The sequence below is a fragment of the Kineosporia mesophila genome, from assembly GCF_021129235.1.
Classification (GTDB): Bacteria; Actinomycetota; Actinomycetes; order Actinomycetales; family Kineosporiaceae; genus Kineosporia; species Kineosporia mesophila.
On the sequence record NZ_JAJOMA010000003.1, the window covers coordinates 31,125 to 52,009 of the forward strand.

Annotated in this window: 18 protein-coding genes; 6 read left to right on the forward strand and 12 right to left on the reverse strand. The window is 70.4% G+C overall.

Annotated elements, in window-relative coordinates; translation table 11 throughout:
* Window positions 1–47: 47 nt before the first annotated feature.
* Complete coding sequence (gene add, locus LR393_RS05105; RefSeq protein WP_231481987.1) at window positions 48–1,076, forward strand: adenosine deaminase; 1,029 nt, start codon at window positions 48–50, stop codon at window positions 1,074–1,076.
* Here add and LR393_RS05110 read toward each other — a convergent pair.
* A complete protein-coding gene (locus LR393_RS05110; RefSeq protein WP_231481988.1) occupies window positions 1,063–2,631 on the reverse strand; it encodes an amidohydrolase in 1,569 nt (522 codons plus the stop codon). The two genes, add and LR393_RS05110, sit on opposite strands and share 14 nt — an antisense overlap.
* Before the next feature lie 72 nt (window positions 2,632–2,703).
* On the reverse strand, window positions 2,704–5,595 hold the full coding sequence (locus tag LR393_RS05115; protein ID WP_231481989.1) for a GH92 family glycosyl hydrolase: 2,892 nt from the start codon (window positions 5,593–5,595) through the stop codon (window positions 2,704–2,706).
* Window positions 5,596–5,796: 201 nt separating this feature from the next.
* Between LR393_RS05115 and LR393_RS05120 the strand changes: the two genes are divergently transcribed.
* Together LR393_RS05120 and LR393_RS05125 are read left to right on the forward strand one after the other, a co-directional pair.
* Entirely contained in the window at window positions 5,797–6,519 is a 723-nt protein-coding gene (locus LR393_RS05120) for a hypothetical protein (protein WP_231481990.1), read from the forward strand.
* Between the two features lie 177 nt (window positions 6,520–6,696).
* Window positions 6,697–7,251: a hypothetical protein gene (locus LR393_RS05125; protein WP_231481991.1), complete on the forward strand. Its 555-nt coding sequence runs from the start codon at window positions 6,697–6,699 to the stop codon at window positions 7,249–7,251.
* 3 nt (window positions 7,252–7,254) lie between these two features.
* Here LR393_RS05125 and LR393_RS05130 read toward each other — a convergent pair whose 3' ends face one another.
* Window positions 7,255–8,175 carry a 5'-3' exonuclease gene (locus tag LR393_RS05130; RefSeq protein WP_269326734.1) on the reverse strand — a complete coding sequence of 307 codons (921 nt, stop codon included), beginning with the start codon at window positions 8,173–8,175 and terminating at the stop codon, window positions 7,255–7,257.
* A 181-nt stretch (window positions 8,176–8,356) separates the two neighbouring features.
* Here LR393_RS05130 and LR393_RS05135 point away from each other — a divergent pair, with 181 nt between their 5' ends.
* Window positions 8,357–8,797 (forward strand): Lrp/AsnC family transcriptional regulator, encoded by a 441-nt coding sequence (locus LR393_RS05135; RefSeq protein ID WP_231481993.1) that lies wholly within the window; start codon window positions 8,357–8,359, stop codon window positions 8,795–8,797.
* Here LR393_RS05135 and LR393_RS05140 read toward each other — a convergent pair.
* Window positions 8,770–10,143 carry a KamA family radical SAM protein gene (locus tag LR393_RS05140; RefSeq protein ID WP_345718720.1) on the reverse strand — a complete coding sequence of 458 codons (1,374 nt, stop codon included), beginning with the start codon at window positions 10,141–10,143 and terminating at the stop codon, window positions 8,770–8,772. The genes LR393_RS05135 and LR393_RS05140 overlap by 28 nt on opposite strands.
* Window positions 10,144–10,214: 71 nt before the next feature.
* Between LR393_RS05140 and kdd the strand changes: the two genes are divergently transcribed.
* The gene (kdd, locus tag LR393_RS05145) at window positions 10,215–11,333 is read left to right on the forward strand and encodes an L-erythro-3,5-diaminohexanoate dehydrogenase (protein WP_231481995.1); all 1,119 of its coding nucleotides are present in this window, start codon (window positions 10,215–10,217) and stop codon (window positions 11,331–11,333) included.
* Between the two features lie 52 nt (window positions 11,334–11,385).
* On the opposite strand, the gene LR393_RS05150 is transcribed toward kdd, so the two are convergent.
* The 8 genes from LR393_RS05150 to LR393_RS05185 all read right to left on the reverse strand — a co-directional run bounded on the left by LR393_RS05150 (window position 11,386) and on the right by LR393_RS05185 (window position 19,581).
* Window positions 11,386–14,223 (reverse strand): DEAD/DEAH box helicase, encoded by a 2,838-nt coding sequence (locus tag LR393_RS05150; RefSeq protein ID WP_269326709.1) that lies wholly within the window; start codon window positions 14,221–14,223, stop codon window positions 11,386–11,388.
* Entirely contained in the window at window positions 14,199–15,113 is a 915-nt protein-coding gene (locus tag LR393_RS05155; protein ID WP_231481997.1) for a diacylglycerol/lipid kinase family protein, read from the reverse strand. The genes LR393_RS05150 and LR393_RS05155 overlap by 25 nt, the downstream gene beginning before the upstream one ends.
* Before the next feature lie 35 nt (window positions 15,114–15,148).
* On the reverse strand, window positions 15,149–16,006 hold the full coding sequence (tatC, locus tag LR393_RS05160; RefSeq protein ID WP_231481998.1) for a twin-arginine translocase subunit TatC: 858 nt from the start codon (window positions 16,004–16,006) through the stop codon (window positions 15,149–15,151).
* 103 nt (window positions 16,007–16,109) lie between these two features.
* Window positions 16,110–16,397, reverse strand: coding sequence for a Sec-independent protein translocase subunit TatA (tatA, locus tag LR393_RS05165; RefSeq protein ID WP_231481999.1), 288 nt, complete (start codon window positions 16,395–16,397; stop codon window positions 16,110–16,112).
* 52 nt (window positions 16,398–16,449) lie between these two features.
* Complete coding sequence (locus LR393_RS05170; protein ID WP_231482000.1) at window positions 16,450–16,782, reverse strand: hypothetical protein; 333 nt, start codon at window positions 16,780–16,782, stop codon at window positions 16,450–16,452.
* Window positions 16,783–16,895: 113 nt separating this feature from the next.
* Window positions 16,896–17,258, reverse strand: coding sequence for a hypothetical protein (locus LR393_RS05175; RefSeq protein WP_052527724.1), 363 nt, complete (start codon window positions 17,256–17,258; stop codon window positions 16,896–16,898).
* 296 nt (window positions 17,259–17,554) lie between these two features.
* Complete coding sequence (locus LR393_RS05180; protein WP_231482001.1) at window positions 17,555–18,556, reverse strand: helix-turn-helix transcriptional regulator; 1,002 nt, start codon at window positions 18,554–18,556, stop codon at window positions 17,555–17,557.
* Window positions 18,553–19,581 (reverse strand): helix-turn-helix transcriptional regulator, encoded by a 1,029-nt coding sequence (locus tag LR393_RS05185; RefSeq protein WP_231482002.1) that lies wholly within the window; start codon window positions 19,579–19,581, stop codon window positions 18,553–18,555. The genes LR393_RS05180 and LR393_RS05185 overlap by 4 nt, the downstream gene beginning before the upstream one ends.
* Before the next feature lie 48 nt (window positions 19,582–19,629).
* On the opposite strand from LR393_RS05185, the gene LR393_RS05190 reads away from it, so the two are divergent.
* Window positions 19,630–20,808, forward strand: coding sequence for a DUF3866 family protein (locus LR393_RS05190; RefSeq protein WP_231482003.1), 1,179 nt, complete (start codon window positions 19,630–19,632; stop codon window positions 20,806–20,808).
* The last annotated feature ends 77 nt before the right edge of the window (window positions 20,809–20,885 follow it).

Here is a 20,885-nt window from a genome sequence, read left to right on the forward strand (position 1 = left end):
TTTTCAGGAAGACTTACAGCCGTTCCGATGCGACTAAGGTCCCTCGTATGCATTCTGGAGGTAAGCCCCTGACCCTGACGGACGACACGCTGCTCCGCCTGCCCAAGGCCGAGCTCCATGTCCACCTCGAGGGTTCCATGCCGCCGGAGACCCTGCTGGCCCTCGGCGAGCGGCACGGCATCGACGACGTTCCGCGCACGCTGGACGAGGTGCGGCGGTTCTTCGAGTTCCGCGACTTCGCCCATTTCATCGAGGTCTACCTGACCATCGTCCAGGTGCTGCGCCAGGGTGAGGACTTCTCCGCCCTGGCCTACGGCAAGGGCGCCGAACTGGCCCGGCACAACGTGCGTTACGCGGAGGTCTTCTTCACCCCGCCGCTGCACACCCGCCGGGGCGTGCCCGCCGACGAGATCTTCGAGGGCCTGGAGGAGGGCCGGCAGCGGGCCCTGGCCGAGCACGGCGTGGAGATGGTCTGGATGGCCGACATCCCCGGCGAGGACGGGCAGGCCGGGGCCGACCTCACCTTGCAGCAGCTGCTCGACCACCGCCCGCCCGGATTCGTGGCGCTCGGCCTCGGCGGCCCGGAGATCGGTACGCCGCGCCCGCAGTTCGCCCCGCACTTCGACGCCGCGATCGCGGCCGGGTACCACAGCGTCGTGCACGCCGGGGAGACCACCGGCCCGCAGACGATCCGGGACGCCCTGGAGTACCTGCACGCCGAGCGGATCGGCCACGGGACCAGCCTGATGCAAGACCCCGCGCTGGTCGAGCACGTGGTGCGCGAGCGGATCCCGGTCGACGTCAGCGTGACCTCGAACCTGTGCACCCGGGCCGTGGCGAGTCTGGACACCCACCCGCTGCCGCAGATGGCCGCGGCCGGGGTCAACGTCACGATCAACTCCGACGACCCGCCGATGTTCGGCACCGACCTGAGCGCCGAGTACCGGATCGCCCGCGACCTGCTGGACGCCCCGGCACTGTTGCGGGCCACCCGGGCCGGTTTCGAGAACTCCCTGCTCCCGGAGGACCGGAAGGCGGCCTACCTGATGGAGTTCGACGCCGTCATCGGCGGGTGAGCACCAGCTCCGGCACCGGGTCGCCGCCGTAGAGTTCCTCGGCCAGCACGGCGAGCGTGACCGGTTCGGCCGACACGTTCGCCACCCGGAGGCCCGGTGACGTCCAGGCGGTGAACTCGGCCCGGTCGCCCTCGCCCAGCCGGACGGTCGCCGGTCCCGGGCGGTGGGCGGCCCGGCGCCCGCCCAGGGTGTGCGCCTCGATCGCGGTGCGCAGATCCAGTCGCTGGGCCCGGTTGTGGTGCCGCAGCGCCGCCCGCACGCCCTCCCAGGGCGCGAACGGCGTCACCGGGCTGTCCGACCCGAAGGCCAGGGCGACCCCGGCCCGCAGCATCGACAGGAACGGGTTCAGCGCCAGGGCCCGGTCGACGCCCAGCCGCTTCGCGTACATCTGGCCGTGGCCGCCCCAGAACGCGTCGAAGGCCGGCTGGACGCTGGCGATGATCCCGAGATCGGCCAGCGTGTAGACGTCCCGCCCGCTGACCCCCTCGACGTGCTCGAGACGGTGCCCCGCCGCGGCGAGCGCGGCGTTTCCCACGATCTGCGCCGCCTGCCGCAACCCCTCCACCAGCTCGGCCACCGCATGGTCGCCGATCACGTGGAACCCGCCCTGCACACCGACTTTCGTGCAGGCCACGATGTGGTCGCGCACCTGCTCGGTGGTGGCGTAGAGATACCCGCGATGATCGTGCGCGTCCTCGTAGCCGGCCAGCAGCCCGGCGGTGCGCGACCCGAACGCACCGTCCATCATCAGGTCTCCCGCCAGCCCGGCCAGCCGCCCGCCGAACCGGTCCAGCACCTCGCGGGCCTCGGTCTCGGTCGCGACGAGTTCCCCGCGGTAGGCCACGACGTCGGCCGGGCCGGGCTCCGCGAGATCCAGCAGCGCCAGAAGGTCTTCGTCCGGGGCGATGTGCGGGGCCGACATCTCGTGCAGCTCGACGATGCCCCGGTCCGCCGCGTGCCGCAGGGCCAGCAGTTGCAGCTCGCGCCGCTCGGCCGCGGGGATCGCGAACCGGGTCGCGTGCCGCGCGGCGTGGTGGGCGTCGCGCTCGATCCGGCCGCCCTCGTGCCAGCCCTCCAGCTCCTTCAGCCCGGCCCGGTCGGCCAGGGACCCGGAGACGACGGCCGAGTGCACGTCCACCCGCGACAGGTACACCACCGCCCCGCCACCGGCGTTGTCGAGCTCCTGCGCCGTCGGCGGGCGCCCCTCGGCCAGGTTCAGCTCGTCCCAGCCGTGCCCCAGCACCTGCCGCCCGGGCTGACGGCGGGCCAGATCGGCCACCCGGTCGAGGATCTCGGTGACCGAGCGGGCCCCCGAGCAGTCCACCCCGGCCAGCAGCAGACCGGTGTCGGTGACGTGGGCGTGCGCATCCACGAAACCCGGCAGCAGCAAGGCCCCGTTCAGGTCGACCACCTCGTCGGCGTCGTCCGCCGCACCCTCGGGCGTGATCCGGACGATGACACCGTCGCGCACCAGCACCTCCCACCGCCGCGGCAACTCCTCGAGGAGGCCGGGTGGTTCCGGCAACTGGGCGCGTCGGTAGAGGGTCGAACTCACGGGGTCAGTGTGGCGCATCCGGCGGTCGGGCGGTCACCCTCACAGCCTGCGAGGACGACCGCCCTGCTCCGGTCAGCTCACCGCGACGTCGAAGATGTGCATGATGCCCTTGTCGGTGCTCTCCGGCAGAGTCACCGACGCGACCGTCCGGCCGGCGTCGAGAGTGACCGGGGCGGAGGCGAAGACCCGGAACGTGCCGGTTCCCGCCGTGCCGTTGACGTTGTTCCGGCCGTTCAGGGTCACCGCCGCCCTCTCCCCCGCCGCCGGGCTCGCGGCCCAGTCGCTGAGGGAGAACGGCACGTCCTGGGTCGTGCCGTCCGTGTAGGTCACCACGGCCGTGCCCCTCGCCGGGCCGTTGGTGGACAGGCCGAGGAACGACAGCGGGCCCGAGCCGGTCACGGCGATCTTCTGGCCGTGCGGGATCCAGTTGTCCGGCTCGCCCGGGCCGGCGGAGGGCCAGGTGAAGTCGCCGACCGCGGACCCCGGCGTGACGCCCGCCGCGGCCAGGGAGTCACGCGACAGCGACCAGTCGCTGAGGTCGATCGAGCCCAGGTTGCCCTGACCGTCCGGGGTCGTGCCCACGCTGTTGAGGGCGTTCGAGCCCTCGGTGTAGGAGGGCGGGACGTCGGACGCGCCGGTACCCCAGGTGCCCGCGGTCGCCTTCATGGTGAAGTCGAGGGTTCCCCCGGCCTGGGCGAAAGAGCTGTCCAGCCAGGACTTCGACCGGGCCGTGCCGTTGACCTTCAGTCCGTTGACGTACTTGGCGCCCCGGGCCACACCGGAGGCGCTGATCTTGATCCTCCGGGAGACACCCACCGGCTCGATGACGATCCGGTCGAACATCGGCGCACTGACCACCAGGTCACCGGTGCCGTAGATCGCCGGGTACAGGCCGATGTTCGCCCAGACGTACCAGGCGCTCAGCGCACCCTGGTCATCGTTGCCGGGCAGCCCGCTCGGCGTGGTGTCGTACATCTCGTCGACGGCCCGGTAGAGCACGTCCGTGGTCTTCGAGGGTGCCTGGAGCCAGTTGTAGACCCACGGCGTCCCGAAAGCCGGCTGGTTGGAAAGGTAGTTGCCGGTCTGGGTGTAGGCCCCGGCGTCGAGCCGCTCCATCAGCGTGTCCAGCGCCGCCGTGGATTTCGCCACCCCACCGCGCTTCTCGATCAGCGTGGAGAGGTTGTGGGGCACCAGCCAGCCGTACTGGTAGCCGGTCGACTGGTTGAACTGACCGCGCCCGGCGGAGTCGTCGCGCCCGCGCAGGTCGAAGGTCCGGTCGAAACCGCTGCGCGAGCGCGGCCTGATGTGTTGCGTCGGCGGGTCGAAGACGTTCATCCAGTTCTGCGACCGGGCCGAGAAGAACTCGTAGGCCTTCTGGTCGCCGAGACGGGAGGCCAGCTGCGCGATGGCGAAGTCGTCGATCGAGTACTCCAGCACCCGCGACGTGGCGAAGTCACCCTTGGCGTTCTCGATCAGGCCGGTGGCGAAGTACTGGTAACCGTCGGTACGCGAGGTCTTCGTGGCGGGGAGCACCTGGGTGGCCTTCATCGACGCCAGGGCGGCTTCCCGGTCGTAGTCGGTGGCGCCCATGTCGTCGAGCGTGGCCAGAATGACCTGGTAGTTGTCGCCCTGCATGCGCGCAGCGCCCGGGGCCCACGAGTTTCGTTGCTGCGTGAGCAGAACGATCGACCGCTGGATGTCGTTCGCGACCTTCGGGTACGTCAGGGCGATCAGCTGCACCTGGCTGCGGTAGGCGTCCCAGCCCGAGCCGGCCCAGTTGATGTTCCGGTAGAAGTGGTGCCCCTTCCCGACGGTGTGCCGGGCGTTGTCGAACCCGACGTACTCGCCGTTGACGTCCTCCCGCACGTTCGGGTTGCCGAACGCGTGGTAGAGGGCCGTGTAGAACTTGGTGCGCTGCTCGGCGGTGCCGCCCTGCGCGTCCACCGTTCCCAGCGCCTCCTTCCACGCCTTCTTCGCGTCTCCCCGCACGTCGTTGAAGCCGTCGTCACCGACCTCGGTCTCGCGGTTGAGGGCCGCGTTCTCGATGCTCACGTAACTGAAACCGGTCGTGGCGACGACCTTCGCACCCGGCTGGAAGGTCAGCCAGGCGCCGGTGTCGTGCCGGTAGTCGACCCCGACGTCCTGCGTGCTCTTCGTCGCGTGGGTGGAACCGGCGGTCATCGCGTCGTCGGTCCAGGTGCCGTACGAGGCGAAGTCGTGGTCGTACGTGGTGGAGAAGTACGCCTTGTAGTAGTTGCCGTTGTCGCAGACGTCGACACCGTACATCCAGCCCGAGACCGTGCGGGTCTTCGGGTCGATCGTCACCTCGCTGCCGAAGGTGCGGTTGTTCGGGCCGGATACGTCGAGAATGAGGGACGAGCTACCGCTCTTGGGGAAGTCGTAGCGGCTCACGGCGGTGCGGGTCGAGGAGGTCATCTCCGCCTCCACCCCGTTGTCGAGCTTCACGCCGTAGTACCCGGGCTGCGAGGTCTCGTTGGCGTGGCTGAACGGCAGGTAGTAGTCCCTGATGTTGCTCGCGGGGCTCTTCGGGAGCACGCCACCGGTCAGCTCACCCGCGTACGGGATCGTCGGGAACTCGTAGCCGCCGAACCGGCCCGTGCACCCCGTCCCCTCGTAGCGGGTCAGGCCGAAACCCCGGATCAGCGAGGCGGTGTACTCGTAACCGCCCTTCTGGCTGACGTTGGTGTTGCCCTCCCCCCAGGTCGTCGGGCTGGGCTGCACCATGCCGAACGGCACGCTCGCCCCCGGGTAGGTGTTGCCGTAGGCGTCGTTGCTCTTGTTCTGTGTCGTGTCCAGCTCGGTGCCGATGAACTGGTTCACCGCGTCGAAGGCCGAGATCCCGGCGGCGTGAGCGGTGGTCGGCACCACCGGACCGATAGGGGCCAGGCAGACGGCGAGTGCGACGGCGGGGAGCCGGACGCGCCAGGAACTCCAAGAAGACATGCGATCCCTCACACATATGGACAGATACGGCGTCGTCACTTTTTCCCCCGCGAACCGTCCTAACATGGCGATCACCCGGCCTGGCGGCGTCTTGAAGATCAATTCTCGGTGCGGCGGCGGGTGGTTGTCGCCCTGAACGCGTACTGCAGTGCAGGATCGGATATTCCGCTTCGGCATCGCGTTGACCGTAATCTCACCCGCATGACTGGTGAAGCGTTCGGCCCCTGGATCGGCAGACGGCGCACGGTGAGGTGCTGGGGCGCGGCCTTCGGTCTCGGCCTCCTGACCCGACGTTTCGTGAGCATGCCCCCATCCCTCGAACGGGCCGCCGTGCCCGCCGTTCTCGCCCCGCCCCTGGCCCTGCAGCTGTGGACCTGGACCCGCAACCGGCGCACCCGGCAGCGCTGGCGCCGGCAGGCCCGGCCGCAGTGGACGCCGCGGGGCCAGGTCGACGTCCACCTCGACACCCTGCTGCGGCACGGCCTGGCCGCGGCCTTCAGCCAGGACCACACCCTCCTCGCCGAGACGGTCGACGCCATCAACGCCCAGGGCCTCGACACCACCCGGCAGCTCCGCGACCTGCTGGTGGCCGTCAACGCCATGGCTCTTCACGCCGTCAGCGACGGGACCTGGCCCGGGTACCGCGAACTGAAGGCGATCGCGGAGGAATTCGCCACCGCCCGGCCGATGTTCGAGATCCCAGACCTTCAGCTGGGCCTGTTCTTCACCGGACTGCCCAAGCCCCGGCCGACATCCCTGGTGTTCTTCAGCAGCCACACCCTGTTCATCGGGTTCGCCGTCGCCGGGTGGCTGCTCGACGACGTCCCGCGCCCGGCCGGGATGACCCGGTGGCAGTTCCTCCAGGAGATCGAGAACGCCCTGAAGACCGGCGCGGGCCGCCTCGCCCGGGTGCGTCTCGTGTGACTCAGGGCTTTTGAGCGCGGCGACAGGCCCGTCGGCCCCCGGGCGTGGATCCGCGGCCGGGACGGCCTGGCAGTGACGCACAGCGACCGTTCGCGGTTAAGCTGGTCATTGACCGACCGTCGAGATCAGGGCAGTGGCGCGCTGATCCGGATTCGCCGATCTGAGCGGAGTCTTCTGGTGATCGAAACCGAGCGCGCCGAGCGCAGTCTCAACGTCACCCGGCGGGCCTCCGGCGCGCTGCTGGGAGAGACGTCCGAGGCGCTGCAAGAGGCTGCGGGCAATCTGCTGGACAAGGCCGTCGCCCGGCTGGAAGAGGGCGACGAGGTTCGGGCCCGGGCTCTCGTGGAACGGGCACTGCACCTGCCCTACGACGAGTTCGAGGAGATCCGGCCGGCCGTCTGGTGGCTCGAGCTGGAGGTGTCGACGCAGTTCAGCGACGAGGTCGAGCTTGCCGCCGAGGGCGATTCGGGCTGGCTGGCCCGGGCCGAGATCTTGCTGTCCGAGATCTCCGACCCGGTGGTGGCGGCGGTCGTGCGGGCCGCGCTGAACGACATCGCCTCGGAGTTCCGCCTTCCCCGTCGCGAGGACCGGTGGCTGCACCGGCTGATCGCCGGTGAGCCGTTCGGCCGGGAACCGCTCAGCGAGATCGACGACTTCGAGGAGCTCACCGTCGCCGTGCTCGGGGTGCTGCGGGTGCTCAACCGGCAGGCCGAGCTCTTTGCCGAGGGCTGAGAGCTACCGGGCAGCCTTCGTCATCGCCTGCACCACCCGCGAAACGCTGCTGGAGACACCCCATTGCTCCGCGAACGCCATCAGTGCGTCGTGGTCGGGCGGGGTGTCGGGCAGCGTGTCGTCCAGGCCCGGGATCGGTGCGTCGGGGGCGACCGTGACCACGGCCGGGGCGGCGTCCAGGTAGTCGGAGGCCTCGACGATCTTCTTGCGCTGGCCGGGTGAGAGGTCCGAGGCCGGATCGGCCGCCGCCGCCCGCAGAGCGGTCAGGGTGCCGAAGCGGTTGAGCATGCCGGCGGCGGTCTTCTCCCCGATGCCCGCGACACCGGGCAGACCGTCGCTCGGGTCTCCACGCAGCGTGGCCATCTCGGCGTACATCGGCCCGGTACCGACCCCGTACTTACCGGAAAGCCATTCCTGGTCGACGATCTCGAGCCGCCGCAGCCCTCTGCCGACATAGAGCACCCGAACCCGCGCCGCATCGTCCGCCAACTGGAACAGATCCCGGTCGCCAGTGACCACGTCCACCAGCCCCTGACCCCCGGCGACCTGCCGGGCCGTGAGGGTGCCGATCACGTCGTCCGCCTCGTACCCGGCGGCCCCGGCCCGGCAGATGCCGAGCAGCGACAGCGCCTCGATGATCAGCGGCACCTGGGGCGTGAGCAGGTCGGGCACCTCCTCCTCGTTGGTGCGCGGGTTCGCCACCCGGTGCGCCTTGTACGAGGGAATCGCCTCGACCCGGAACGCCGGCCGCCAGTCCTCGTCCCAGCAGGCCACCAGACGGCGCGGCCCGCGCATCGTGACCAGGTAGGCCACCGAGTCGAGGAACCCCCGAACCGCGTTCACGACCGTGCCGTCGGGGGCGGTGAACGTGTCGGGCACGCCGTGGAACGACCGGAAGTAGAGCGACGCGGCGTCGAGCAGCATCAGCTCGGGGCGGGGGTCGGGAAACGTGGGAGGCACGGGAAAGATCCTGCCAGGTCCGGCACCCCCCTGGTCAGGCAATTCGCTCACGCAACGGGTACATCTGAGTGACGCTCTGCGATGTGGTGACATCGCAGAGCAAACGCTGTGCCACCTGTAACTTCCGGCCTGTAACGTTCGCCGGATGGAGGAGATCGACCGACAGATTTTACGGCTGCTTTCCCAGGACGGCCGGATGAGTTTCACCGATCTGGGCCGCGCGACGGGTTTGTCCACATCTGCGGTGCATCAGCGGGTCCGGCGCCTTGAACAGCGCGGCATCATCCGGGGCTATACGGCGGTGGTGCAGTCGGAATCGGTGGACCTTCCGCTCACCGCGTTCGTCTCGGTGACGCCGCTCGACCACGCGGCACCCGACGACGTTCCCGAGCGGCTCGTGCCGATCGGCGAGATCGAGGCCTGCTACTCGGTGGCCGGCGACGAGAACTATTTGCTCAAGGTGCGGGTGGCCACGCCGGCCGCACTGGAGGGCCTGCTCGCCCGGATCCGTGCGGTGGCCGCCGTACGCACCCGGACGACGATCGTGCTGTCCACCCCCTACGAGGCGCGTCCGCTCTCGATCTGATCGCCCCACCACCTCTGGCCGGCGGTGGGCAGGGTGTCGATCGGGTCGTAGTAGACGTAGTCACCCGCGCCCGGATCGTCCGAGGTCTCGATGGACGTGCGGTAGTTCTTCGTCCAGGTGCTGATACCGCGCACCGGGTCGTAGCTCTCGGCCTGGTGCACCCAGCGCTTACCGACGAACGGGACGTCGCAGACGATGCGGGGCGTGGCGAAACCGGGCAGATAGCCCATGATCGCGTGCTGGAGTTCCTGGGCCCGGGACAGTGGCAGACGCCAGTGTTCCGAGGCCGGGATCATGTCGCACATGTAGAGGTAGTACGGCGTGATCATGGCCTCGTCGAGCAGGGCGAAGCTGAGGTCGAGCAGCTGCCCGGGTGAGTCGTTCACCCCGCGCAGCAGGACCCCCTGATTGCGGACGTCCCGCACGCCGGCCTCGAGCAGGGCCTTCGCCGCCGCGGCCACCGCCGGGGTCAGCGAGTTCACCGAGTTCACGTGCGTGTGGACGGCCAGGCTCACGCCCTGCCGCCGGGCCCGGACCGCCACGCGGTGCATGCCCTCCAGCACATCGGGCTGCAGCCAGTGCTGCGGCAGTCCCATCAGTGCCTTGGTGGCCAGCCGGATGTCGCGGATCGACTCGATCTCCAGCAGATGGGTCAGGAACGACTCCAGCTGCCGCCACGGAACGTTCGCGACGTCTCCCCCGGAGACCACGACGTCCCTGATCTGGGGGTGCGCGCGCAGGTAGTCGAGCATGGCCGCGTACCGGTCGACCGGTTTGCCGGCCAGTTTCAGCTTCGTCACGGAAGGGGTGGACGTGCCGACGAGGTCCATCCGGGTGCAGTGCCCGCAGTACTGCGGGCAGGTGGAGACCAGCTCGGCCAGCACCTTCGTCGGGTAGCGGTGGGTGAGCCCTTCGGCCACCCACATGTCGTGCTCGTGCAGCGAGTCCCGGCTCGCGCGGGGGTGACTCGGCCAGAGGGCCAGCCGGTCACTCGCGACCGGGAGCATGTAGCGGCGCACCGGGTCAGTGAAAATTGAGGACGACGTGGTCACGTCGGTCAGCATGGTGTTCAGCATCTGGGGCGGGAGCAGCATCGACATCGTCGCGTGGTCCTGCTGGTCGCGGGCCAGGTCGGCGTAGAACTCCTCCGGCACCAGATCACCCAGCACGTCGTGCAGCTGCTTCGCCGACTTCACGCAGTGCGAACGTTGCCACTGGGCACTCGACCACTCCTGCGCCGACACCGTGCGCCACCCTGGGAACCGGGTCCAGTCGGGCTCGACGAGTTCACGGCGCCGGTACTCGTAAGGCTGCGCCGTTCGGTTGACCGGAGATTTTGACGCCATGAGTTCCGTCACGCCTAGAGAATAAGCAAGAATTTCCGCTCTGAGGAGAGTTCTACGGGAGGATTTTCAGCATGCCGATTTCCGCAACAGGGCCGCACTCGCCGCTGGGACTGCACCGCGTGCTCGTACCGGAGGGGGTTCTGCCGCAGGCCGCCTGGCGGCTCGACCCGTCCGGCCCCCTGGCCCCGGACGAGGTCCGCATCGACGTCGAGCGGCTGAATCTCGACGCGGCCAGCTTCCGGCAGCTCCTCCAGGAGCACGACGGCGACGGGGCGGCCGTGCGCGAGGCCGTGCGATCGATCGTCGGCGAGCGCGGGAAGATGCACAATCCGGTCACCGGATCGGGCGGCATGCTGATCGGGACGGTGGCGCAGGTGGGACCGGACTCGCCCCTGGGTCTCGTCGCGGGGCAGAGGGTCGCGACGCTGGTGTCGCTGACCTGCACGCCGCTGGTGCTGAACGATCTCGAGGCCTGGGACGGGCTCTCGGAGCAGGTGCCGTGCTCGGGCCGGGCGATCCTGTTCGGCCGGTCGATCGCCGCGGTCCTGCCCGGCGACCTGCCGGCCGAGCAGGCCCTGGCGGTCTTCGACGTCTGCGGGGCGCCGTCACTGACGGCCCGGGTGGTGGCCTCGACCGCGGGGCCGGGGATGACGATCGGCTACCCGTCACGAGAGACTGGCGGCTCCGGATCGGGCCGGAACGCGGGTGTGGTGTGCGTGATCGGGGCGGCCGGCAAGAGCGGCAGCCTGTCCCTGGCCGCGGCCCGGTCGGCCGGGGCGGCTCACCGGATCGGTGTGGTGCGCTCTCCCGAGGAACGTGAATCCCTGCTCGCCGCAGGCCGTCTCGACGCCCAGCCGCTGGCCACGGCAGTGGTGGTGGCCGACGCCCGCAATCCCGTTCAGCTGGCCGAGAAGGTCTGTGCCGCAGGCGGTCCGGCCGATGTCACGGTGGTCTGCGTGGACGTTCCGGGCTGCGAGCACGGCGCGGTGCTGGCCACGGCCGGGCGGGGCACGATCATCTTCTTCTCGATGGCCACGTCGTTCAGTGCGGCGGCGCTGGGGGCCGAGGCCCTGGCCGCCGACATCACGATGCTCGTCGGGAACGGCTACTCGGCCGGGCACGCCGAGCTGGCCCTGAAGGAGTTTCGCGGATCGCCGGGGGTGCGCTCACTGTTCGCCGGGCGGCTGTGAGGGCGGCCGGACCGGCCGGGCGGGGCACTTCGCCCGCCCGGCCGATCCGTCGTCAGGCCCGCGTCGGACCGGAAGCCACGACCCCCCGGCTGATCGCCTCGACCGCCGAGCGCGCCGTCCGCACCAGCGCGGGATCGTCACTGGCCTGGGCGATCTGGCCGAGCAGGTCGATCACCTGCTTGCACCACCGCACGAAGTCACCCGCGGCCAGATCGGCGTCACGCAGTACGGCCTGCAACGGCTGGCCGCCCGCCCAGCGGTGGATGGCCCACGCCAGCCCCAGGTCCGGCTCGGGCGTGACGTCGAGCTTGTGCGCGCGCTCCTCGTCGTCGAGCACCGACCAGATGCGGGTCATGGTGTCCAGCGCCAATGTCGGCCCGCCCTGGGGAATCCTCGGGCTGAGCCCCTTCTCGTCCCGGCGGGACTGGTACACGGCGGCACTGACCACGGCCGCCAGACCGGGCATGTCGAGGTCTTTCCAGACCCCCTTGCGCAGGCACTCGGAGACCAGGAGGTCCGACTCCGAGTAGATCCGGCGCAGTTGCTCCCCCGCGGGCGTCACCTTGTCGCCCGCCAGGTACCCGCGCTCGGTGAGCAGGTCGCAGACCCGGTCGAAGACCCGCGCGATCGTGTTGGTGCGCCCCTCGATCCGGCGCACCAGCGCATCGGTCTCGCGCCGGAGACGGAAGTACCGCTCGGACCAGCGGGCGTGGTCCTCGCGCTCGGCGCAGCCGTGGCAGGGGTGGCTGCGCAGCTGACGCCGCAGCCGGTTCAGCTCCTCGTCCTCGTCCACTGCCGATTTCTTGCCCTTGGGACGACGTTTCGTGACGTCGTCGTCGTGCCGCAGGGCACCCAGGGCGTTGCGCACCGACGACGCCAGGTCGCGGCGGGCGGTGGCGTCACGGCCGTTGAAGTTCTTCGGCACGGTGATGCGCGTGGTCGCCTCGACCGGGGTGGGCACGTCCATCAGCGAGAGCCGGCGCACCTGGCGCTCGATCGACAGGATCGACGGACGTGGGCCCTCGAGGCTGTCGCCACCGCCGACGCCCGGGTCCAGCACCACGGCCCAGCCGGGCTTGCGGCCACCGGGCACCCGGATCACGTCACCGCGGCGCAGACGCTCCAGTGAGCCGATCACGTCGGAGCGCCGGTCGCGCGAAGCGCTGCGGGACAGGTGGGTCTCGCGTTCGCCGATCTTGCGGCGCAGCGACGCGTACTCGCGGAAGTCACCGAGGTGACAGTTCATCGCCTCGGCGTACCCCTCGAGCGCCTCCTCCTGCTTGCGCGCCTGCTTGGCCAGGCCCACCACCGCCCGGTCGGCCTGGAACTGCGCGAACGAGGTCTCCAGGATCTCCCGGGCCCGGGCCCGCCCGACCTGGCCGACCAGGTTCACGGCCATGTTGTAGGTGGGCCGGAAACTGGAGCGCAGCGGGAAGGTCCGGGTCGAGGCCAGACCACCGACCACCTCCGGGTCCAGACCGGGCTGCCAGAGCACCACCGCGTGACCCTCGACATCGATGCCACGACGCCCGGCCCGTCCCGTCAGCTGGGTGTACTCCCCCGGCGTGATGTCGGCGTGGGTCTCCCCGTTCCACTTGACCAGCTTCTCCAGCACCACGCTGCGGGCCGGCATGTTGATGCCCAGCGCCAGCGTCTCGGTGGCGAAGACCGCCTTCACCAGACCGCGGGTGAACAGCTCCTCGACGACCTCCTTGAAGGCCGGCAGCAGCCCGGCGTGGTGCGCGGCGACGCCCCGCGAGAGCGCCTCGGCCCACTCGTAGTAGCCGAGCACCGCGAGGTCCTCGTCCGGGATGTCCGCCGTCCGCGACTCGACCACGTGCCGGATCTCGGTGCGCTCCTCCGGGGAGGTGAGCCGCAGGCCCGAGTACAGGCACTGCTGCACCGCCGCGTCACAGCCGGCCCGGCTGAAGATGAAGCTGATCGCCGGGAGCAGCCCGGCACTGTCCAGCGCGTTGATGACCTCGACGCGGCTGGGCGTCGCACTGGGCCGGCGCGGGCCGCCCCGGGTGTAGGTGCTCCGGCTCTTGGCCCCGCGCGCCGCCGTCGTGCCCCCGCGCCGGCCGCCCACCCCCTGGAACTGCCGCTCGCGCCGGTTCGCGTCGCGGGTGATCTGCAGCAGTTCCGGGTTCAGGTTGTCGGTCGAGGAGCTCTCGGCGAACAGGTCGTAGAGCTGGCGGTTGGCCATCACGTGCTGCCACAGCGGCACGGGCCGGTCTTCGGAGACCACGACCTCGGTGTTGCCCCGCACGGTGTCCAGCCAGGCGCCGAACTCCTCGGCGTTGCTGACGGTCGCCGAGAGACTCACCAGCAGCACGTCGTCGGGGAGGTGGATGATCACCTCTTCCCAGACGGCGCCGCGGAACCGGTCGGCCAGGTAGTGCACCTCGTCCATGACCACGTAGGCGAGGCCGTGCAGGGCCGGGGAGTCTGCGTAGAGCATGTTGCGCAGCACCTCGGTGGTCATCACGACCACCGGGGCATCGGCGTTGATGGCCGTGTCACCGGTGAGCAGACCCACGTTCTCGGCCCCGTGCATGCGGGCGAGATCGGCGTACTTCTGGTTGCTCAGGGCCTTGATCGGCGTGGTGTAGAACGCCTTGCGGCCCGAGTCCATGGCCAGGAAGACGGCGAACTCACCGACGACGGTCTTGCCCGATCCGGTGGGGGCGGCCACCAGCACGCCCCGCCCCCCGGCGAGCGCCTCACAGGCGTCCAGCTGGAACCCGTCGAGATCGAAGGGGTACTTGCCGCGGAAGCGCGAGAGCGGTGTTTTGCTCTCCTCAGCGCGCTTTCGTGCCGCGGCAAAACGTTCGGCGGGCGACGTCACCCGGCTTACGCTACCCGTCAGTGCTCCGGAGCGAGAACCCATATCGCACCCGGTACTGCCTCACATTCCACCGGGAGCGGTCCGATGCGCTCGCCGTCGGCGTACGCGGCCAGTTCCGGCGAACCCGGCAGCGTCTCGATCCGCAGGTGCCGCACCCGGCGGATCGCGACGTTCCGGTGGGAGGCGTGGGTGCCCCGGTAGAGGCGGGGGAAGATTGTCAGCAGGCGCACGGCGCGCATCGGTTCCACGGTCAGCACGTCGAGCAGACCGTCGTCGGGCCGGGCCTGCGGGCAGATCCGCATCCCGCCCCCGTAGGAGGCGCAATTAGCGGCCGTGACCAGCATCGACGTGCGTTCCTCGGGTTCCCCGTCGAGCTGCAGACGGTAGTGCGGTGGGCGGAATCCCGGCAGTTCGCGCAGGGTCGCCAGGGCGTAGCGGGCCCGCCCCGGTGCGCGTTTCCAGCCGTTGGCGCGCTCGTTCACGAGGGCGTCCAGACCGGCGGCGAGCACGCCGAGGAACCAGTGGGTGTCACCGGACGAGGTGGTCACCCGGCCCGCGTCGCGCACGACGGGCCGGTGCAGATGGTGGACGACGACCGCGGCGGCGCTCTCGATGTCCCGGACCGGGAGTCCGAGTTCGCGGGCGATGTCGTTGCCGGTTCCGGCCGCGACCACCCCCAGCGGGACATCCGTGCCGGCCACCGCGTTCAGGCCGAGGTTGACCATGCCGTCGCCCCCGACGACGACCAGCGCGTCGGGTCGCTCCCGGAGGGCGACCGCGAGCACCTTCCGGGTCTCGTCAGCGTCGTGACCGGCGACTTCGTGCACCGTGAGCCCGGCCCGCCGCAGGAGCACGGAGGTCAGGGCGCCCGCGAGGAATCCTCTCCCGGCCCCGGCGACCGGGTTGACGGCGAGTATCACGGTGCCGGTCACGGGGGTGGTGCCCGGGACCAGATGAAGGCGGGTCGTCAGGTGCGGTCGAGCCGTTCCGGTGAGTCGATCGGCGTGTCGTCACTGATCGGGGCTCGGTCGCGGATCGGGTCGTCGTCCGCGGTCAGCGGGCTCGACTCGTCGTCACCCAGGCCGAAGATCGGGTCGTCGGAGCGTTTGCGGGCCCGGCGGCGATCGTTGAACAGGGACACGAAGACCGAGATCGTGTAGAGGCCGACCAGCGGCAACGCCATGATGATCATCTGCGTCGCGTCGGGCGAGGGTGAGACGATCGCGGCGAACAGGAACGCGACGAAGACGGCCAGGCGCCAGTGCTTACCCATGTTCCGGCCGCTGACCAGGCCCATCATGTTGAGCCCGACGAGGAACAACGGGGTCAGGAAGGCCACACCCATCGCGATGATGAGACGGCTGGCGAAGGTGATGACCGTGCCGGCGTCAGGCTGGTTGAGCGAGCCCTCGAGGGCGAAGTCGGCGCCGAAGGCCACGGCCTTGGGCAGCACCAGGATCGCCAGCCAGACGCCGGAGAGGAACAGCGGCACGGCGAACGCGACGAACCACAGCGAGGTGCGGCGTTCTTTCCTGGTCAGGCCCGGGGTGATGAACGCCCAGACCTCGTACAGCCACACCGGGCTGGAGAACACGATGCCGGTGTAGACCGCGACCTTGACCTTGATGTTGAACGCGTCGGCGATGGCGCGGTAGGTCAGCGTGACCTTCTGGCCATGGGCCGACGCCTCGTTCAGCGGGTCGATGATCACCGCGTGCATGATCGGCTCGTACAGCCACCACCCGACGCCCGCCCCGACGATGATCGCGACGACGCTGATCACCAGCCGGCGACGTAGCTCCGCCAGGTGTTCCCGCAGGGCCATCCTGCCCTCGGGATTCTTGGGTCGCCGCTGTGGCTTCCGCACCGCCACCGACGGTCAGTTCCTCTCGCGAATGGGGGTCGAACGGGGCCCGGAGGACCGACCGTCAGATGTCGTTGCGGTTCTGGTAGCCGGCCTGCTCGCGCTGCTGCTGCGGCGAGTAGACGCGACCCTCGATCGGCTCTTCGTACACCGGTGCCGTGCGGGGGTCGTCCTCGCGGCGACGGGCCGACGTGTCTTTGTCGTCGTCCTGCATCTGCTTGATCTCGGACTTGAAGATACGCATGGACCGGCCGAGACCGCGCGCAGCGTCGGGAAGACGCCGGCTGCCGAAAAGGATCACCACCACGAGGACGACGATGATGATGTGCGAAGGCTCTTTCAGAAAGCCCATGACATGTCCTTTCCACTGAACCCGTAGCGCACAGATTGCCCAACGGTCGGTGTCATCGTACGCGCTGCCCCGGTCGACCGGCAGACCCTGTGCCCGCCCGGCTCACCGGTTTTGCGGCGCGGGGGGCACCCTGCGCACGCTGCGCCAGGTACCGCTCCTGCCTGAGTTCCAACGGATCGGTGAACACGGCTGGTTCCCGGGACTGGGCCTTTTCGGCGACCTGTTCCAGTTTGGTGCTGATCTCGGCGAAGCGGTCGGACGCCGTCGCGAGCTCGCGCAGCAGGGCCTTGGCCCTGCGCCACAGCGACAGGCCGATCGTCGCGAGCACACCGAGGGCGCCCAGCACCAGAACGACCCAGATCAGGACCCACACCCACACGGACACCCGCCAACCCTAGGGCATCCGTGGGGGTACATGACGAAACCGGGGTACCCGTCGGCGGATACCCCGGTTCCGATGCTCGGGCTCGTGTCCGAGCCCCGACCTCTAGCCCGGCATCAGGCGGCTGTCTCGGGTGCCTGGGCCCGGGGCCGGGGGCCCTGGGCCGCGGCCGCCGCGGCGAGTAGGTCGGCCTGCTCCAGCCAGAGAGCGAAGTCCAGCACGTCGTCGTAGTTCAGCGTCGGCCCCTCGTGCTCCTCGAGCACCTCGGCCGGCACGTTCCACGGCTCTGCGACCACGCCACCGGAGATGAGCAGGGCGACCACGTCACGACCGGCCGGCTTGCGCACCTCCTCGTGGCAGGTGGTGCAGATGAAGGCGTAGTAGGACCAGCTCTTCACGGAGCAGACGACGAGACGCACCTGGTGCGGGGTCAGCTCAACATCACCGCAGCTCGGGCACGACGCCTTGATCGTCGTCATTTGCGATCCACCTCCAGCAGAGCCGCCATTCATCGTCGACCAGTTCTTCGGCCACGGCCCGCGACTCCTTAACCGCCGACAGTAATACCTAGGCCGCCCCGGTGACGCGGGGTGGATCCGCCACGCACGGCGTGTCGCCCGAGCCGGATCAACGGCCCGTATCAACGTCAGCCGGACGGCGTAACGCCGCCGGACGGGAACGATCGGGAGAATCGGCGCAGAGCGAATCGGCGCCACCATCAGCGAGTTACGGATCATGAAGGGTGGACGCCACCCGAACGAACGACCGCCGGGACTCAGTGTGAGGGCTCGTGGTGCGCCGGTGACATCGCGGTGCCGTAGGCGGCCAGCGCCTCGGTGGCCGTGTCGACCACCTGCCGGGCCAGGGCGGTTGGCTCGACCACCCGCCCGGCACCGCCCAGGCGCAGGACCAGACGCGGGATCCAGTCCGGCGAGGCGACCCGCATGACCACGCGCATCCGGCCGCCGGGCAGTTCCTGCGTGTCCTCGACCGGGTAGTACTCAGCCACCCAGCGACCGCGCGGCTCGACCTCCAGGGTCACCATCAGGTCGTCCGGGGACGGCGTGAAGAGCTGCTCGTCGACGGCCCGGGAGACCGCGTCGCCGGGTGGGGTGCCGTCCACGTCGAGCAGGCGCAGCCCGGCCACCCGGTCGAAGCGGAACAGCCGCACGCCCTCGGCCCGGTGGCACCAGGCCTCCAGGTACCAGCGCCCGTCGATGCTCGTGACCTGCATCGGGTCCACGTCCCGCTCGGTGATCTCGTCCCGCGCGGGCACCAGGTACTGCAATCGCAGCCGCCGGTGCCGGCGCAAGGCCTCACGGGCGGTGCCCAGGGCCTGCTCCACACCGCTCTGCCCGGGGGTCAGGTCGATGTCGAGACGACCGGCCGCCGGCACCGCGTCCTGCGCGGCGGCCGACAGCTTCACCAGCGCGGAGTCGACGGCCCGGCGCTCGCCGGGCTCCTGGAGGTCGGACAGCGTGCGCAGACCCGCGATCAGCGCGATCGCCTCGTCCTGGTCCAGGCGCAACGGCCGGGCGATGGCATCGGCGTTGGCCAGGTAGATACGACCGCTGTCCCACTCGGCGGCGATCAGGTCGTCCGGCATGTGCCCGGGGGTCCCGCAGACGAACAGCAGCTCCAGATCCTTCACCAGCTGCTGCTCGGTGATCTTGAAGTTCCGGGCGGCCTCGCCCAGCTCGATCCCGGGCCGGTTGAGCAGCCAGGGCACCATCGTGAGGAGACGGGACAGGCGGGCGGTCGCCGCGACAGCGCTCATGGCTGGGACACCACGTCAATCGTCTCTTCCGGAGTGATCAGCTGTTCCGGGGCGGCCAGTTCCGCCTGGGTGGCCAGGGCGCCCTTGAGCCGGCGGACGACCTCACCGCGCAGATCGGCCGGTTCCAGGGCGATCGCGTCCGGCCCGAGGCCGGCCAGTGACTGCGCGAGCATTCCCGCGTCCCCAATTCTGATCTGCAGTTCGTCCCACCCCGGGCGCTGCGCGGACGGGACCGAGGCCACCACCTGCCGGCGCAGCCCCGCACCGCGACCGGTGCGAAGGAGCACCGTGGCGACCCGGTCGTCCACCGGGGGGACGTGCTTGCCGATCATCGACTGCGCGTCGAGGCTCTCCGGCACCCCGTAGGCCCCGGTCCGGCCCCGGCGCTTCACGTCGCTCTCGATGCGCGAGAGCCGGAACACCCGTGCCGCGCCCCGGCCACGATCGTTGCCGATCAGGTACCAGCGCCCGTTACGGCTGGCCACCGCCCACGGCTCCACCTCGCGCACCGCCAGGTCACCGTTCGGCTTGCGGTAGGAGAAGGACACTGCCTGCCGGTCGCGCGTGGCCGCGTAGAGCGGGCCGAAGGCCGGTTCGGGGGTGCGGATGCGCGGTTCCAGCCCGGCACCGGCATCGTCGGTGTCCACGCCCAGCGCGGTGAGTTTGGTCAGGGCCCGGGCCGCCGGGCCCGCCAGACCGGCCTGCTGCCAGACCCGGCTGGCCAGCCCGACCACGGCGAGCTCCTGCGCGTCCAGCTCGATCGGCGGCAGCGCGTAGTCGTCGCGGTCGATGCGGTAGCCCGGCTCGTCGTCGAACCAGCGCTCGTCGGTGCCGGTGACCACCGGAATCCCGAGATCGCGCAGGTCTTCCTTGTCGCGCTCGAACATCCGGTCGAAGGCCTCGGCGGTGTCGCCGTCGGCGTACTGCGGCACGGCAGCGCGAATCTGCTCCTTCGTCAGCCACCTCCGGGTGGCCGCAAGGCAGATGACCAGATTGAGCAGCCGCTCGGTACGCCGCGAGGACACCGCACCAAGCTACCCGAGCCGGGGTGAGGGAGAGATATCGTCACGCGCGTGATTGTGTGGCGAGAGGGTCGAGTCACGTCCGAACGACGCGAATGGGACGGGGCGGTCGAGTACGAGGCCGTCGTGGAGGGGCGCACGATCCGCGCCCTGGCCTACCCGTCGCTCGTCGGGCGACCGGTCGAGGGGCAGCGGGTCCTTCTCAACGTGACCGCGCTGGAGCGGGGTCTGGGCACCGGGGGCTACGCGCTGGTCGCCGCGCTCCTCGACACCCTGCCCCCCGATCCCGAGCCCGGTCCCGGCCACCTGGTGAAGGCCCGCTACACCCCGCTGCAGGCCATGGTGCTCGGGGTGGACGAGCAGGAATCCCCCTTCCACTCCGTCCTGGCCGACGCCGACGACCTGCAGGGCCTGCCCGTCATCGTCGCCGACCTGCACAGCTCACTGCCCGCGATCCTCGCCGGGCTCCGTCAGGCCGCACCCCAGGCCCGCGTCGCCTACGTGATGACCGACGGCGGGGCCCTCCCCGCCTGGTTCTCCCGCACCATCGCCGGCCTGCGCCAGGCCGGCTGGCTGGACACCTGCATCACCGTCGGCCAGGCGTTCGGCGGCGACCTGGAGGCCGTCAGCGTGCATTCAGGCCTGCTCGCGGCCAGACACGTCGCCCAGGTCGACGTGGCCGTCGTCAGCCAGGGCCCGGGCAACCTCGGCACCGGAACCCGCTGGGGCTTCTCCGGGGTCCAGGCCGGCGAGGTGCTCAACGCCGCCTCTGTCCTCAACGGACGCGGCATCGCCACCCTGCGCATCTCCGGCGCCGACGCCCGCGAACGTCACCGCGGCGTGTCCCACCACTCCCTGACCGCCTACGGCCGGGTCGCGCTCGCGGCGGCCGATGTCGTCGTCCCCGACTTCAGTTCCCTGCTTGAGGACGCGTCCGAGCTCGCCTTCGCAGGCGGCAACCCCGAATCGGCGGCCGTGGGTGACAACGCCCCCATCCCCCTGCCCGACCTGGCCGAGCTGGTCGACCGTCAGGTGGCCCCCCTCTTCGCCCCGGCCGGCCGGCACCGCGAGGTCCGGATCCCGGTCGACGGCCTCCTCGACGCCCTGCGCGAGAGCCCGGTGGGTCTGTCGACGATGGGCCGCAATCTCGCGGCCGACCCCGCCGCCTTCCTCGCCGCAGCAGCCGCGGGCCGTCACGCAGCAGCCCTCCTCCCCCACCCCCCTACGTGACCCAGCACCCCGGGTGACCCCAACGTCCTCAGTGACCCGACGTCCCCCAACGCTCGTGGTGACCTACGCCCCCAACG